Annotated in this window: 11 protein-coding genes; 5 read left to right on the top strand and 6 right to left on the bottom strand. The window is 65.6% G+C overall.

Annotation, left to right across the window (positions count from 1 at the left end; all coding sequences use genetic code 11):
• Positions 1–13 precede the first annotated feature (13 nt).
• A complete protein-coding gene (gene lexA / locus ACVWY1_RS06120) occupies positions 14–622 on the bottom strand; it encodes a transcriptional repressor LexA (protein WP_110698740.1) in 609 nt (202 codons plus the stop codon).
• Between the two features lie 209 nt (positions 623–831).
• On the opposite strand from lexA, the gene ACVWY1_RS06115 reads away from it, so the two are divergent.
• Both ACVWY1_RS06115 and nagZ read left to right on the top strand, forming a co-directional pair.
• A complete protein-coding gene (locus ACVWY1_RS06115) occupies positions 832–1,536 on the top strand; it encodes a TetR/AcrR family transcriptional regulator (RefSeq protein WP_046856397.1) in 705 nt (234 codons plus the stop codon).
• Positions 1,537–1,716: 180 nt separating this feature from the next.
• Complete coding sequence (gene nagZ / locus ACVWY1_RS06110) at positions 1,717–2,715, top strand: beta-N-acetylhexosaminidase (protein ID WP_457377973.1); 999 nt, start codon at positions 1,717–1,719, stop codon at positions 2,713–2,715.
• Positions 2,716–2,782: 67 nt separating this feature from the next.
• Here nagZ and ACVWY1_RS06105 read toward each other — a convergent pair whose 3' ends face one another.
• The 3 genes from ACVWY1_RS06105 to mfd all read right to left on the bottom strand — a co-directional run bounded on the left by ACVWY1_RS06105 (position 2,783) and on the right by mfd (position 10,118).
• A complete protein-coding gene (locus tag ACVWY1_RS06105; RefSeq protein ID WP_431197022.1) occupies positions 2,783–5,683 on the bottom strand; it encodes a DEAD/DEAH box helicase in 2,901 nt (966 codons plus the stop codon).
• 415 nt (positions 5,684–6,098) lie between these two features.
• Positions 6,099–6,659, bottom strand: a complete 561-nt coding sequence (locus ACVWY1_RS06100; protein ID WP_258598611.1) for a peptidoglycan binding protein CsiV — start codon at positions 6,657–6,659, stop codon at positions 6,099–6,101.
• Positions 6,660–6,668: 9 nt separating this feature from the next.
• Entirely contained in the window at positions 6,669–10,118 is a 3,450-nt protein-coding gene (gene mfd, locus ACVWY1_RS06095; RefSeq protein ID WP_102683156.1) for a transcription-repair coupling factor, read from the bottom strand.
• 167 nt (positions 10,119–10,285) lie between these two features.
• Between mfd and ACVWY1_RS06090 the strand changes: the two genes are divergently transcribed.
• The 3 genes from ACVWY1_RS06090 to sthA all read left to right on the top strand — a co-directional run bounded on the left by ACVWY1_RS06090 (position 10,286) and on the right by sthA (position 14,531).
• A complete protein-coding gene (locus ACVWY1_RS06090; protein ID WP_046856393.1) occupies positions 10,286–11,749 on the top strand; it encodes a glyceraldehyde-3-phosphate dehydrogenase in 1,464 nt (487 codons plus the stop codon).
• Positions 11,750–11,898: 149 nt separating this feature from the next.
• Entirely contained in the window at positions 11,899–12,933 is a 1,035-nt protein-coding gene (locus tag ACVWY1_RS06085; RefSeq protein ID WP_457377964.1) for an FAD:protein FMN transferase, read from the top strand.
• 203 nt (positions 12,934–13,136) lie between these two features.
• Positions 13,137–14,531: a Si-specific NAD(P)(+) transhydrogenase gene (sthA, locus tag ACVWY1_RS06080; RefSeq protein WP_023631920.1), complete on the top strand. Its 1,395-nt coding sequence runs from the start codon at positions 13,137–13,139 to the stop codon at positions 14,529–14,531.
• Positions 14,532–14,579: 48 nt separating this feature from the next.
• Here sthA and ACVWY1_RS06075 read toward each other — a convergent pair whose 3' ends face one another.
• Together ACVWY1_RS06075 and ACVWY1_RS06070 are read right to left on the bottom strand one after the other, a co-directional pair.
• Positions 14,580–15,296, bottom strand: coding sequence for a glycerophosphodiester phosphodiesterase (locus ACVWY1_RS06075; protein WP_102683158.1), 717 nt, complete (start codon positions 15,294–15,296; stop codon positions 14,580–14,582).
• 30 nt (positions 15,297–15,326) lie between these two features.
• Positions 15,327–15,911 carry a PilZ domain-containing protein gene (locus tag ACVWY1_RS06070; RefSeq protein WP_102683159.1) on the bottom strand — a complete coding sequence of 195 codons (585 nt, stop codon included), beginning with the start codon at positions 15,909–15,911 and terminating at the stop codon, positions 15,327–15,329.
• Positions 15,912–15,919: the final 8 nt, after the last annotated feature.

The raw sequence follows: 15,919 nt of genomic DNA, 5'->3' as shown, positions 1-15,919 counted from the left end.
GACGCCTCCTGGTTCAGCGGCGCAGGACGCCGACGCTCAAGCCCTCGATCACCAGTTCCTGGTCTTTCAGGTCGACTTCGATGGGGGCGAATTCGGGGTTCTCGGCGATCAGCCAGACCTTGCTGCCTTCGCGCTTGAAGCGCTTGACGGTCACTTCGTCGCCAATGCGGGCTACCACCACCTGGCCGTTGCGGGCTTCGCGGGTGGTGTGCACGGCGAGCAGGTCGCCGTCGAAGATGCCGATGTCCTTCATGCTCATGCCGTGTACCCGCAGCAGGTAATCGGCGCGCGGATGGAAGAAGGCCGGGTTGATGCTGCAGGAATCCTCGATGTGCTGCTCGGCGAGGATCGGTGCACCGGCAGCGACGCGACCGATGATGGGCAGGCCGCTGTCCTCTTGCTTGGGCTCGAGGCCGGGGATGCGGATACCGCGGGAAGCGCCAGGGGTCATCTCGATGGCGCCCTTGCGGGCCAGGGCTTTCAGGTGCTCCTCGGCGGCGTTGGGCGACTTGAAGCCCAACTCCTGGGCGATCTCGGCACGGGTCGGCGGGAAGCCGTTGTCTTCGAGGCAGCGTTTGATGAAAGCCAGAATCTCGGCTTGGCGTGGCGTCAGTTTCAGCATGGGCGAGGGCTCTGTCTTTATATACAGTGACTGGAATTATATACAGTAGCTGGCAAGCTGCAAGCACCCTTGCCGAACAACCGCTGCAAAGCGTGCGCATTCAATGCCTTGTGGCTGTGTTTAAATGAGCGACCACCCAGTCACTGAGCCTTGACATAATCAGGCTTGAAACGTATGTTTCAAACAACTGTTTGTCAGGCGGAGTAGTCATGGCCCAATCGGAAACCGTTGAGCGCATCCTCGATGCGGCGGAGCAGCTGTTCGCGGAGCGCGGGTTCGCGGAAACCTCATTGCGGCTGATCACCAGCAAGGCCGGAGTCAACCTGGCGGCGGTGAACTACCATTTCGGTTCGAAGAAAGCCCTGATCCAGGCGGTCTTTTCCCGCTTCCTGGGCCCGTTCTGCGCCAGCCTGGAGCGTGAGCTCGACCGCCACCAGGCGCGTCCCGAGCAGAAGGCTTCGCTCGAGGAGCTGCTGGAAATGCTGGTGGAGCAGGCCTTGGTCGTGCAACCGCGCAGCAACAACGACCTGTCGATCTTCATGCGCCTGCTGGGCCTGGCCTTCAGCCAGAGCCAGGGGCACCTGCGCCGTTACCTGGAAGACATGTACGGCAAGGTGTTCCGCCGCTACATGCTGCTGGTCAACGAGGCCGCGCCGCGCATTCCGCCACTGGAGCTGTTCTGGCGCGTGCACTTCATGCTCGGCGCCGCGGCGTTCAGCATGTCGGGTATCAAGGCCCTGCGCGCCATCGCCGAAACCGACTTCGGCATCAACACCTCGATCGAGCAGGTGATGCGCCTGATGGTGCCGTTCCTGGCCGCCGGCATGCGTGCCGACAGCGGTGTCACCGACCAGGCCATGGCCGCGGCGCAATTGCGCCCACGCAGCAAGTCCGGCGCGCCCGCCAAGGCCTGAGCACTGGGCGGGGCAGGGCGCTTGCGCTAAGCTAGCGCCCATGCCTGAACTCGCCCCCGCCGCAATTCCCGTCAGCACGGCAGCTTCGCCACTGAACCATCGGACACCGCGTTGTCCGATGTGTGCGTGCGTCTGCGCGACCTCCGGATCTCCAATGAAGGATTCCCAATGACTGCCAGCCTGCAAGGCTCCCTGATGGTGGATATCGCCGGTAAATGGCTGACCGCCGAAGACCGCCATCTGCTGCGCCAGCCCGAAGTGGCCGGCCTGATCATCTTTGCCCGCAACATCGACAGCCCGCGCCAGGTGCGCGAGCTGTGCGCCTCGATCCGCGCCATCCGCCCCGAGCTGATCCTCGCCGTGGACCAGGAAGGCGGGCGGGTCCAGCGCCTGCGCCAGGGCTTCGTGCGCCTGCCGGCCATGCGCGCCATCGCCGACAACGCCAATGCCGAATACCTGGCCGAGCAGTGCGGCTGGCTGATGGCCACCGAGGTGCTGGCGGTAGGCCTGGACCTGAGCTTTGCCCCGGTGCTGGACCTCGACCATCAGCGCAGTGCCGTGGTCGGCAGCCGCGCCTTCGAAGGCAATCCGCAGCGGGCTACCGAACTGGCCGGCGCCTTCATCCGTGGCATGAATGCCGCGGGCATGGCCGCCTGTGGCAAGCATTTCCCCGGTCACGGCTGGGCCGAGGCCGATTCCCATGTGGCGATCCCGGTCGATGAGCGCAGCCTGGAACAGCTGCGCGCGGCCGACCTGGTGCCGTTCACCCGCCTGAGCGGGCAGTTGGCGGCGGTGATGCCGGCCCACGTGATCTACCCGCAGGTCGACAACCAGCCGGCCGGCTTCTCCCGGCGCTGGCTGCAGGACATCCTGCGCGGCGAGCTGGACTTCGACGGGGTGATCTTCAGCGACGACCTGTCCATGGCCGGCGCCCACGTGGTGGGCGATGCCGCCAGCCGCATCGAGGCGGCGCTCAGTGCTGGGTGCGACATGGGCCTGGTGTGCAATGACCGGGCTTCGGCCGAGCTGGCGCTAAGCGCGGCGCAGCGCATGAAGGTCAAGCCGTCGCCGCGAATTGCGCGGATGCGCGGGCAGGGCTTCGCACGTACCGATTACCGCCAGCAGCCGCGCTGGCTGGAGGCGTTGGGGGCGTTGAAGGAAGCCCAGCTGGTCGATTGACCTCGCTGGCCTCGTCCCGGGCAAGCCCGCTGCCACGCCCCCCCTGAGGGTTCGTGGGAGCGGGCTTTTACTTACTTCGCTTGCCCGGCAGCGGCGCGAACAGCGCCTCGATCTCTTCATCCCCCAACCGCCATTGCCCGGCCTGCCCGCCATCGAGCAGCCCGGCTGCCAGTGCCGCCTTCTCTTGCTGCAATTGCTGGATCTTCTCTTCCACCGTTCCACGGGTGATCAGCTTGAACACGAACACCGGCTTGTCCTGGCCGATGCGATAGGCGCGGTCGGTGGCCTGGTTCTCGCTGGCCGGGTTCCACCACGGGTCGTAGTGGATCACGGTGTCGGCGGCGGTCAGGTTAAGCCCCGTGCCGCCGGCCTTGAGGCTGATCAGGAATACCTCGCTGTCGCCATTCTGGAACTGCTGCACGGGGGCGCGACGGTCACGGGTATCGCCGGTCAGCAGGCTGTAGCGAATGCCGCGCTTCTCCAACTCGAACTCGATCAGCGCGAGCATCGAGGTGAACTGCGAGAACAGCAGCACCTTGCGCCCCTCGCTGAGCAGCTCCTCAAGCATCTCCAGCAGGCTGCCCAGCTTGCCCTTGTCGGCGAATGTGCCCTTGGCCTCGGTACCCTTGACCAGGCGCAGGTCGCAACACACCTGGCGCAGCTTGAGCAGCGCGTCGAGGATGACGATCTGGCTGCGCGCGGCGCCGTTGCGGGCGATCTCGTCGCGGACCTTCTTGTCCATTGCCACCCGCAGCGCCTCGTAGGTGTCGCGTTGGGCGTCGCTGAGCTCGACCCAGTGGATCATTTCGGTCTTGGCCGGCAGTTCGGTGGCCACCTGTTCCTTGGTACGGCGCAGCAGGAACGGGCGGATGCGGCTGGCCAGATGGGCCATGCGCTCAGCGTCGCCGTGACGCTCGATCGGGGTACGGTAGTCCTGGGTGAAGCGCTTGCTGTCGCCCAGCCAGCCGGGCATCAGGAAGTGGAAGATCGACCACAGCTCGCCGAGGTTGTTCTCCATCGGCGTGCCGGTCAGGCACAGCCGCTGGCTGGCCTGCAGCTCGCGAACGGCCTGGGCCGCCTTGCTGGTGCTGCTCTTGATGTTCTGCGCCTCGTCCAGCACCAGCAGGTGCCAGGGCTGGGCCTTGAGTGGTTCGAGGTCGCGAGGGGCGAGGGCGTAGGTGGTCAGCACCAGGTCATAGTCGGCCAGATTGGCGAAGTGCTTGTTGCGGCCTGGGCCGTGCAAGGCCAGCACGCGCAGGTCGGGGGCGAAGCGCCGGGCTTCGTCGAGCCAGTTGGGCACCAGGCTGGTGGGCATCACCGCCAGTGCCGGATGTGCCAGGCGCCCGCTTTCTTTCTCCAGCAGCAGGTGGGCCAGAGTCTGCAGGGTCTTGCCCAAGCCCATGTCGTCGCCGAGGATGCCGCCGGTGCCCATCTCGCGCAGGGCCTGCAGCCAGTTCAGGCCTTGCTGCTGGTAGGGGCGCAATGTGGCGTTCAGGCCTTTGGGCGGCATCACCTGCAGGTCGCGAGCGTCACGCAGGCGTCGGCCCAGGTCGCGCACATGGCTGCCGCCTTCCCATTGCAGCGGCAGGTGGTCGATTTCGTTGAGGCGCGCGGCATCGGTGCGGTCCAGGCGCAGGCTCGGGCCCACGGCGTCCTCGTGCAGGTACAGTTCGCCCAGGGTGCCCATCACCGCCTTGATGCGCCCGTAGGGCAGGGCGACCCGCAGTGCCGGGCCGTCATGGCGGGCGCGGTTGAGGTCAATCAGCAGGTGCTCGTCGTCATTGCGCCGCGCCAGTTCGCTGGGTCGCAGCAGTTCCGGGCTGGTGCGCAGCAGTTGCAGGACAATGGGCAGCAGGCTGTGGCGCTGGCCGTCGACCACGATACCCAGCTCGAGGTCGAACCATTCGTGGCCTGGCGCTTCCTCGATGGTGGCATACCAGTCGTCGACCTCGTGCAGGTTGAACGCGAAGTCGCGGTGCACGTCGATCGCCCAGCCCGCTTCGCGCAGGCGCGGCAGGCCCTCGCGGGCGAAGCGCAGCCAGGCTTCGTCGTCGGGCAACTGGTACATTTCGCCGGCACTGTCGGGGAGGGCCTTGCTCTGGCGGGTCGCCACCTTGAAGCCGTGGTCGCGCAGGGCCATGCGCAGGGCCTGCTCGGCCTGTGGCTGGCGCTGGATGCGTTGGCTGGTGGTGCCCACCAGGCGGCTGAGTGACTTGTCGTCGCTGCCGCTGGCACGCAGGCCGTCGTAGTCGAACGCCAGCGCGGCGCGGTGCTGCATCTGGCGTTGCATGCGCCCGGTCTTGGGCGTGTAGGCGCTGAATTCGAGACTGCCGAGGGTCAAGTGTGGGGTCGGCTCGATGCCGTCGAGCTGTTCCTCCTGCACGGCGGTGGGGGTCGGCAGGCGATGGTTGAGCGCGTTGAGCTTGTGGCTGAGGGGCACGATAAGGTGTTCCGGTACATCGGGGGCAAGGGACAGCTGCAGGGCGGTGTGCGGGTCGAGGGTGTGGGTGACGGTGCCGACTTCTTGGCTGTCGACATCGAAGTAGAACAGCGGCACCAGCGGCAGCACGCAATTGAGCGGTTCCTCGCCGTTGTACCACATGCCCCGATAGTCGCCACTGTTCAGGCGTACCCAGCGGAATTGCCCTTGGCGCGGGGCGCCCTGAACCATCAAGGGAAAGTCTTCGATGAACATCAGGCGCCCGGTATCCAGTGCCCGCTGCAGCAGTTCGCCGCCCTCGTGCCCTTTCAGCGCGAAACCGCGCTCCTGGCCGAAAGGCGCGTTCTGCGCCGACAGCTGACGCAGGATGCGCAGGTCTTCTTCCTTGACGTATTTTGGCGGCTCGTAGAGCAGTTCGTACAGCGAATGGATGCGGCTGTAGCGAATGCCATGCTCTTCGCGGGTGCCTTTGCGCACGCGCAAGGCGCAGCTTTTGTCGTCCTTGAGCATGAGTTGGTAGCAGACCATGCGCCCGCGCCGGTCTTCAGCGCCGTCTTGCCTGGGGGTGGGTTGCTCCAGGCCTTGCAACCAATGCTGCAGGTGATGGGGCAATTGCTCGCCGCTGGCCGCGCCGCGCCCGTAGCTGCTGGCCAGGGTGTAGAGCGCGGCGGCGCAGTGCTTGCAGTTCTCGCCGACCGGGCAGGAGCAGTTGCCGCGCACATGGCATTGCCCGGATGGCCCCGCGGTGATGATGATCCGCTGGCGGTAGACATTGCCGCCGCTGCCGCGGCAGGTGGACTCGATGCGTGAATCGCCGTGGGACTGGATCTGCACCAGGCCCTGTTCGGCGTAGCGCTCGCCACGTTGCAGGGTGGCCGCGGAAAAGTCGCGCTTCCAGCTCGGATTCTCGGCTGCCAGCTTCTGCACATCGGCGTTCACGGTTTCACTGCTCCATCATTTCCGGGTCGGGCAGCGGCATCTTGCGCATGCCGGCCGGTGAGACCTTGAGCAGCACGGCCAGGTGCCCGCCATCGAGGAAGGTCAGCTGCCCGGCCTTCATGTTGCTGTTGCTCTGCTTGAACTGCTCGCTGCGCAGCACGCTGCCATTGCTGTCGAGCTGGTTGACCCAGAGGTTGGCGTCAACGGCGATGAAGCGGCTTTCCTTGATGCGCAGGTTGCCCTCGATCGGGAAGTGGCCGAACTGTTCGTCACCGGCACTCAGGGCAATGGTTTCGCCATCCTGTTGCCAGGCCTTGTGCAGCAGCACGGTGTAGTCGGCGGTGGCCTGCAGGCGGGTGACCTCGTCACCCAGGCCGGTCGGGCGTTCAGCGCCCTTGTCCAGGCGTGGCGCGCCGGCGCTCCAGTCTTCCGGGGCAAACGGGCTGGTAATGGCCGCTACGGCGTTCTGCCGCACCAGGACCATTTCCACCTGATACGGGCCTGCGGCGAAGGCGGCCGGCGCGATCAGCGTCAGCAGCAAGGTCAGGCAACGGATGGCACGCATGAAGCTTCCTTAGTGTGTTTGTGGGGTAAGGCGCTCGAACAGCGCTTCCAGGGTGTTGAAACGTTCTTCGGGGCGTTCCATCGGCACCAGGAAGCGGAACTGGGTCGCGCCTTCGAACTTGTAGCGTTTGGGCTGGCCCTGGATCAGCTTGATCAGGGTCAGCGGGTCGACCGGGGTTTCGGCCTCGAACTCGAGCTTGCCGCCGTTGGGGCCGGCATCGACTTTCTTGATGCCGAGCTTTTCCGCCTGCAGCTTGAGCAGGGTCAGGCGCATCAGGTTCTTGGTCGGCTCCGGCAGCAGGCCGAAGCGGTCGATCATCTCCACCTGCAGGTCCTTGAGGCCCTCTTCGTCGGCCGCCGAGGCGATGCGCTTGTACAGGATCAGGCGCGCATGCACATCGGGCAGGTAGTCCTCGGGGATCAGCGCCGGCAGGCGCAGGTTGATCTCCGGGCCGCCACCGAGCGGCTGTTCGAGGTTCGGCTGGGTGCCCTTGCGGATGGCCTTGACCGCGCGCTCGAGCATCTCCATGTACAGGGTGAAGCCGACCGCCTGGATCTGCCCGCTCTGGCCTTCGCCGAGCAGTTCGCCGGCGCCGCGGATCTCCAGGTCGTTAGTGGCCAGGACGAAGCCCGCGCCCAGGTCCTGGGTGTTGGCGATGGCCTCCAGGCGTTTCTCGGCGTCGGCGCTGATTTGCTGGCGCGGTGGCGTCAGCAGGTAGGCATAGGCCTGGTGGTGGCTGCGCCCGACCCGACCACGCAACTGGTGCAATTGCGCCAGGCCGAACTTGTCGGCGCGCTCGATGACGATGGTGTTGGCGCTCGGCACGTCGATGCCGGTCTCGATGATGGTCGAGGCGATCAGCACGTTGAAACGCTTGTGATAGAAGTCACTCATCACCTGCTCGAGCTCGCGTTCGCGCATCTGACCGTGACCGATGCCGATACGTGCCTCGGGCACCAGCTCGGCCAGCTCGGCGGCGCACTTCTCGATGCTCTTCACATCGTTGTGCAGGTAGTACACCTGGCCACCGCGCAGCAGTTCGCGCAGCAGCGCCTCCTTCACCGTGCTCTTGTTCTGCTCCATGACGAAGGTGCGCACCGACAGGCGCCGCGCTGGCGGGGTGGCGATGATCGACAGGTCGCGCATGCCCGAAACTGCCATGTTCAGCGTGCGCGGGATCGGCGTTGCGGTCAGTGTGAGGATATCCACCTCGCTGCGCAGCGCCTTGAGCTGTTCCTTCTGGCGCACGCCAAAGCGGTGTTCCTCGTCGATGATGGCCAGGCCCAGGTCCTTGAAGCGCACATCGTCCTGCAGCAGCTTGTGGGTGCCGATGAGGATGTCGATCTTGCCTTCGGCCAGTTCCGCCGCGGCGCTGGCGACTTCCTTGGCCGACTTGAAGCGGCTCATCACCTCGACCTTCACCGGCCAGTCGGCGAAGCGGTCGCGGAAACTGTTGTAGTGCTGCTGGGCCAGCAGCGTGGTGGGTACCAGCACCGCCACCTGGCGGCCGCTGTGCACGGCGATGAAGGCGGCGCGCATGGCCACCTCGGTCTTGCCGAAGCCGACGTCGCCGCACACCAGGCGGTCCATGGGCTGGCCGGCAAGCATGTCGGCCCGCACCGCCTCGATGGCGGTCTGCTGGTCGGGGGTTTCCTCGAACGGGAAGCCGGCGCTGAAGGTGGCGTAGTCGGCGGCCGGGTCGGCGAAGGCGTAGCCTTTGCGCGCGGCGCGGCGGGCGTAGATGTCGAGCAGCTCGGCGGCGACGTCGCGCACCTGCTCGGCGGCCTTGCGCTTGGCTTTCTGCCAGGCTTCGGAGCCCAGCCGGTGCAGCGGGGCCAGGGCGTCGTCGCTGCCGGTGTAGCGCGCGATCAGGTGCAGGTTGGCCACCGGCACGTAGAGCTTGGCGCCCTCGGCGTATTCGAGGGTGAGGAACTCGGCGGCCTGGCCGTCGATTTCCAGGGTGGCCAGGCCCAGGTAGCGGCCCACGCCATGGTCGATGTGCACCACCGGCGCGCCTTCGCGCAGCTCGGTGAGGTTCTTGATCACCGCGTCGTTGGCCGCCTCGCCGCGTTTCTCGCGGCGCCTGCGCTGCATCACGCGCTGGCCGAACAGCGGGCTTTCCGCTACCAGGGCAATGGCCGGGTCGTCCAGCAACAGGCCGTCGTCCAAGGGGGCGATGGTGATCGCCAGGCGTTCGCCGCCGGTGACGAAGTCGGCCCAGCCGTCAACGGTCTGCGGGCGCAGCTTGAGGCGTTCGAGCAACTCGAGCAGCACTTCGCGGCGGCCCGCGGACTCGGCGGTGAACAGCACGCGGCCGCTGAACTGGTCGAGGAAGTTGGCCAGCTCCGCCAGCGGCTGGTGGGCCTTGGCCTCGATGGCCAGGTTGGGCAGGGCGCGGGCGGCGAAGCGCTCACGGCCAGCGCCGGCCTCGACATCTTCGCCGCTGATCACCACTCGTGGCCACTGCTTGAGGCGGGCGAAGCAATCCTCCACCGGCAGGAACAGCTCCGCCGGTGGCAGCAGCGGCCGGCTCATATCGCCGCGGCGCTCTTCATAGCGCCCGCGCACATCGTTCCAGAAGTGTTCGGCGGCCTGCTCCACGCCCGGCAGCGAGAACACCTGGGTGTCGGCCGGCAGGTAGTCGAACAGGGTGGCGGTTTCTTCGAAGAACAACGGCAGGTAGTACTCGATGCCAGCGGGGATGATGCCGCTGGTGAGGTCCTGGAAGATCGCGCTGCGGCGGAAATCGACGTCGAAGCGTTCGCGGAAACGCGCCTTGAAGCGCGTCACCTCGTCCTTCTGCATGGGGAACTCGCGCGCCGGCAGCAGGCGGATCGAGTCGACCTTGTCGATCGAGCGCTGGCTCTCCGGGTCGAAGGTACGCAGGGTCTCGATCTCGTCGTCGAACAGGTCGATGCGGTACGGCTGCTTGCTGCCCATGGGGAACAGGTCGATCAGCGCGCCGCGCACGGCGAACTCGCCATGCTCGTAGACCGTGTCGACGCAGCGGTAGCCGCTGGCTTCCAGGCGCGCGCGCATCTGCTCGACGTCGATCTTCTGGCCGACGTCCAGCACCAGGCTGCTGCCCAGCAGGAAGCGCGTGGGGGCCAGGCGGTGCAGGGCGGTGGTGATCGGCACGACGAGAATGCCGTGGTCCAGCTCCGGCAGCCGGTAGAGGCTGGCGATACGCTGGGAGATGATGTCCTGGTGCGGCGAGAACAGGTCGTAGGGCAGGGTTTCCCAGTCGGGGAAAGGCAGCACCGGCAGTTCTGGCGCGAAGAAGCGCAGCTCCTGCTCCAGGCGGTCGGCCGCCTGGCTGTCGGCGGTGAGCAGCAAGGTGAAGCGACCGGCGGTACTGGCAGCCTCGGCGACGGCCAGGCTCAAGGCCGCGCCGGGCAGGTTGCCCCAGGTTTGTTTGCCGGCCGTGGCCGACATTTGCGGTAGGCGCAGAACTGACACGGGAGATCGGACTCCAAGCGTTGCGGCAAAGAGGTCGATTGTACCGGTGACGAGGCGCGCTGTCAGGTTCGAAAGGGCTTGGCGACGGGGGCTGGCGCCGGCGACAGGCGCTCATTGCCCGATACGCCGCGGGGCGTCATAATGTAGCCCCTTTTTTGTTCCCCTACATGTGGAAGGTTACCGTGACTCAGAAGCCCGACCAGTGTCTTGGTGAGTGGATCGATCGTGAAGCCCTGGCTGAAGCGATGATCCCGCTTATCGGTCAGCTCTACCGCAACAACAACGTGGTGAGCTCGATCTATGGCCGCAGCCTGATCAACCGTTCGGTTATCTCGATCCTCAAAGCACACCGCTTTGCCCGTCACCGTCAGACCGACGAGACCGAGCTGTCCGTCCACGAGACATTCCCCCTGCTCAAGGCCATGAGCGAGCTGAAGCTGGGCGCCGCCTCGGTGGACCTGGGCAAGCTGGCCAACAAGTTCAAGGTCGAAGGCAATGGCCGCAGCGCCGAACAGTTCGTCCGTGACGAACTGGCCGACGTCGTGGGTCAGCAGAACGCTTCCGCACGCAAGGGCACCGACGTCGTGCTGTACGGCTTCGGCCGCATCGGCCGCCTGCTGGCGCGTATCCTGATCGAGAAGACCGGTGGCGGCGACGGCCTGCGCCTGCGCGCCATCGTTGTGCGCAAGGGCGCCGAGAACGACCTGGTCAAGCGCGCCAGCCTGCTGCGCCGCGACTCGGTGCACGGTCCGTTCGACGGCACCATCGTCATCGATGAAGCCAACAACACCATCACTGCCAACGGCAACCTGATCCAGGTGATCTACGCCAAGAGCCCGAGCGAAGTCGACTACACCCAGTACGGCATCAACGATGCGCTGATCGTCGACAACACCGGTGTCTGGCGTGACGCCGACGGCCTCGGCCAGCACCTGGCCTGCCCGGGCGCCGCCCGCGTGATCCTCACCGCACCTGGCAAGGGCGCGCTGAAGAACATCGTGCACGGCATCAACCACGGCGACATCAGCGCCGACGACAAGATCATCTCGGCGGCGTCCTGCACCACCAACGCCATCGTGCCGGTGCTCAAGGCCATCAACGACCAGTACGGCATCGTCAACGGCCACGTCGAAACCGTTCACTCGTTCACCAACGACCAGAACCTGATCGACAACTTCCACAAGGGCAGCCGCCGTGGCCGCGCCGCGCCGCTGAACATGGTCATCACCGAGACCGGTGCCGCCACTGCCGCCGCCAAGGCGCTGCCAGTGCTCAAGGGCAAGCTGACCGGCAACGCGATCCGTGTGCCGACGCCGAACGTGTCGATGGCCATTCTCAACCTGAACCTCGAGAAGGCCACCAACCGCGAAGAGCTGAACGAGTACCTGCGCCAGACCGCCATGCACTCCGAGCTGCACAAGCAGATCGACTACGTCAGCTCCCAGGAAGTGGTATCGACCGACTTCGTCGGTTCGCGCCACGCCGGTGTGGTCGACGCCGAGGCGACCATCTGCAACGACAACCGTGTTGTCCTGTACGTCTGGTACGACAACGAATTCGGTTACAGCTGCCAGGTGGTGCGCGTGATGGAAGACATGGCCGGTGTGAACCCGCCAGCGTTTCCACGCTGATCCGCTTGTAATGCGTTGAGAAAACGGGAACCTTCGGGTTCCCGTTTTTTTTGCCTGATAACTGCTGTGCCTGTACCGGCCTCATCGCCGGCAAGCCGGCTCCCACAGAGGCGCTGGCGCCGAGCCTTTTGTGGGAGCCGTTGCCGGCGATGAGGCCAGTGCTGTCTCCTGAGAGCTCTCGTTTGCGCGCGATACTACTGTTGTCCATCCTTACGCTGCTTTCAGCCTGCAAGCCAACCCCGACCCTCGAGCGCTTCGGCGGCCCGACCATGGGCAGCAGCTACAGCATCCAGTACGTGCGCCAGCCCGGCGGCCCGGCGCCGGAGCAGGTGCAGGCGGCGGTCGAAAGCATCCTGCAGGCCGTCGACGCGCATTACTCCACCTACCGCGGCGACTCCATCGTCAGCCGTTTCAACCAGTTGCCGGCCAATCAGTGCCTGCCCATCGATGCCGACATGCTGGAACTGGTTACTTTCGGCCAGCACCTGGCCGAACAGAGCCAGGGCGCCTTCGACCTTACCGTCGAGCCGCTGCTCGACCTCTGGGGCTTCGGCCCGCAGGCCCGCGAAATGCAGGTGCCGGAGCCGCAGGCGCTGGCCAGGGAGCGCCTGCGCGTGGGTTACCGCCACTTGCGCCTTGAGGGCGAGGCCCTGTGCAAGGACGCCGCCGTCGAGCTGGATTTCAACAGCATCGCCGCCGGCCACGCCGTCGACCTGATCGCCCAGCGGCTGCGCGCCATGGGCATCGACAACTTTCTTGCCGAGGCCACCGGTGAGTTGAAGGCCGTGGGCCGCAAGCCCGATGGCAGCGCCTGGCGGGTGGCCCTGGAACTGCCGCGCGAGGATCGCCAGATCGCCCGCCAGGTCATCGACGTGCAGGACCTGGCCGTGTCGACCTCGGGTGACTACCGGCATTATTTCGAGGACAATGGCCGGCGCTATTCACACACCTTCGACGCCCGCCTCGGGCGCCCGGTCGCGCACGACCTGGCGGCGGTGACGGTGCTCGACGCTTCGGCGCTGCTGGCCGACGGCTACTCGACCCTGTTGTTGATCCTCGGGCCGCAGCAGGGCTGGGATTTCGCCATCGCGCACGGTATCGCCGCAGTGCTGGTGACCCGGGTCGAGGGTGGTTTCGTCTCTCGTTCCACGCCGGCCTTCGAGCGGCGGGTGAAAGGCAAGTGAAAGGCAAGCCACGGATGATCGAAGCCAGGGAAACGGTGAAACGACATGTAATGCAGGCAATAATGGCCTACGACGCGACCAAGGGTTAATGTGCGCGGCGTTCACGCTTGATTAGACTGCACCCGAATTTTCTCATGGCGCCCCGGCGACATGATCGCGCCCCGCGGCCATCCGGCCGGCGGGCCAGTTCTGAAGGAGTACGCATGGCTGTCTACAACTACGACGTAGTGGTGCTGGGTTCCGGCCCGGCCGGAGAGGGCGCGGCAATGAACGCCGCCAAAGCAGGGCGCAAGGTGGCCATGGTCGACAGCCGTCGCCAGGTCGGTGGCAACTGCACCCACCTGGGCACCATCCCGTCCAAGGCGCTGCGTCACTCCGTGCGGCAGATCATGCAGTTCAACACCAACCCGATGTTCCGCGCCATCGGCGAACCTCGCTGGTTCTCCTTCCCCGATGTACTCAAGAGCGCCGAGAAGGTCATCAGCAAGCAGGTCGCCTCGCGCACCGGCTACTACGCGCGCAACCGCGTCGATGTGTTCGTCGGCACCGGCAGCTTCGCCGATGAGCAGACCGTCGAAGTGGTCTGCCCCAACGGCGTGGTCGAGAAGCTCAACGCCAAGCACATCATCATCGCCACCGGCTCGCGCCCATACCGCCCGGCTGACATCGACTTCCACCACCCACGCGTCTATGACAGCGACACCATCCTCAGCCTCAGCCATACCCCGCGCAAGCTGATCGTCTACGGCGCCGGGGTGATCGGTTGCGAATACGCCTCGATCTTCAGCGGCCTGGGTGTGCTGGTGGAACTGGTCGACAACCGCGGCCAGCTGCTGAGCTTCCTGGATTCGGAGATTTCCCAGGCGCTGAGCTACCACTTCAGCAACAACAACATCACCGTGCGCCACAACGAGGAGTACGACCGTGTCGAAGGCCTGGACAACGGGGTGATCCTGCACCTGAAGTCGGGCAAGAAAATCAAGGCCGACGCCTTGCTGTGGTGCAACGGGCGTACCGGCAACACCGACAAGCTGGGCCTGGAGAACATCGGTATCAAGGTCAACAGCCGCGGCCAGATCGAGGTCGACGAGACCTACCGCACCAGCGTGCCGAACATCTACGGTGCCGGTGACGTGATCGGCTGGCCGAGCCTGGCCAGCGCCGCCCATGACCAGGGCCGTTCGGCGGCCGGCAGCATCGTCGACAACGGCAGCTGGCGCTTCGTCAACGATGTGCCGACCGGCATCTACACCATTCCGGAGATCAGCTCGATCGGCAAGAACGAGCAGGAACTGACCCAGGCCAAGGTGCCCTACGAAGTGGGCAAGGCCTTCTTCAAGAGCATGGCCCGCGCACAGATCGCCGGCGAGCCGCAAGGCATGCTGAAGATCCTGTTCCACCGCGAGACCCTGGAAGTCCTTGGCGTGCACTGCTTCGGCTACCAGGCCTCGGAGATCGTCCACATCGGCCAGGCGGTGATGAACCAGCCGGGCGAGCAAAACAACCTGAAATACTTCGTCAACACCACCTTCAACTACCCAACCATGGCCGAGGCCTATCGGGTAGCCGCCTATGATGGTCTGAACCGGCTTTTTTGAGCGGCTCCGACCGGTGGCCTGAGCCGGTCGGGGAGACCGATTTCAGCCCTACCCGAGGGTGGTCCTGGCCAAACCGGGAAAGTCTGTAATCAGGCTGTCCACGCCAAAGTCAGCGAGCCGGCGCATCAGTGCCGGTTCGTTGACCGTCCACACCGACACGTGCAAACCCTGGCGCTGCGCCTTGATCAGGCGCTCGGGGGTGCACAGCGTCCAGTTCAACGCCAGCATCTCGCAGCCGTAGTTCTGCGCGACCTTCAACGGGTCGAGCCAGGCGTACTCGGCGACCAGCCCGCGTTTCACGTCGGGCACCAGCTCCTGGGCGGCGCCGAGCACTTCCCGTGAGCTCGAGGTGATGGTCACCTTGTCCAGCAGGCCGTGCTGCAGGGCCAGTTCGCGGATCGCCAGCACCGTGCTGGCGGCGCGGGTGCGCGAGGCGCTCTTGACCTCCAGTTGCCAATGCTCGAACGGGCACTTCTCGAACAGTTCCTCGAGCCGTGGGATGTGGCAGGGCTGTACATGGCCCGGGCCTCCCTTGCGGGCGTCGTAGGTCACCAGCTCGGCGGCGGTGTGCTCGACCACCTTGCCGCGCCTGCCGGTAGTGCGCTTGAGGCTCGGGTCGTGGATCACCATCAGCTCGTTGTCGGCCGACAGGTGCAGGTCGAGTTCGCAGCGGTCCACGCCATGGGACAGGCACTGGCGGAAACTCTGCAGGGTGTTCTCGGGTGCTTCGCCCTTGGCGCCGCGGTGGCCATAGATCAGGGTCACGTTCGTTCCTTCAAATCAGGGAAAAAGGGCTTATGCGTCCGGCTCGTTCTGCTCCAGCGCCTGGCGCCGTTGCTGTTGCTGGCGCTGCAGGATGTAGCGGGCCAGGAGCTGGCGCTGGGCGTCGGTCATGTCGATGAATTCGGTGCCGACCTCGAAGTCGCCGTCCGGGCGCGGGTCGCAATGGGTGACCCGGCCGCGCAGCAGCAGGCCATGGGCACGGGGCATCAGCACCATCTTCACCTTGACCCGGGTGCCGGGCGCGATCTTCTGCGCCTGGGCGAACTCGATGCCGCCTTCGGAGATGATCACCGGCATCGGCTGGCCGATTTCGCCGATCAAGGTTTGCGCGACTACGGCGCTCAGCAGATCGAGGCGTTTGTTCTGGGCGCGCAGGAAGGCGGCCAGGGTGCGGTCCTTCTCGCTCAACTGGCGCAGCAGGTGTTGCGACTCGAAGTCGGACAGGTGCAGTTCGCTGAGCAGGTTGAACAGCTCCGAATCATCCTGCAACAGTTCTGTCTCAAGGGCTTCGGCCGCGCTGAGGGGGCTGATTTGAAGTGCGATCCGATCTTCGATGCGGTAGTATTCGCGGCGATCTTCTTCGTCTAATGTCGTCATGGCGAACC

This window comes from Pseudomonas sp. TE6288, assembly GCF_054062095.1.
Note: the sequence above shows the minus strand (reverse complement) of the source record. Positions and strands in the feature narration are given on the sequence as shown.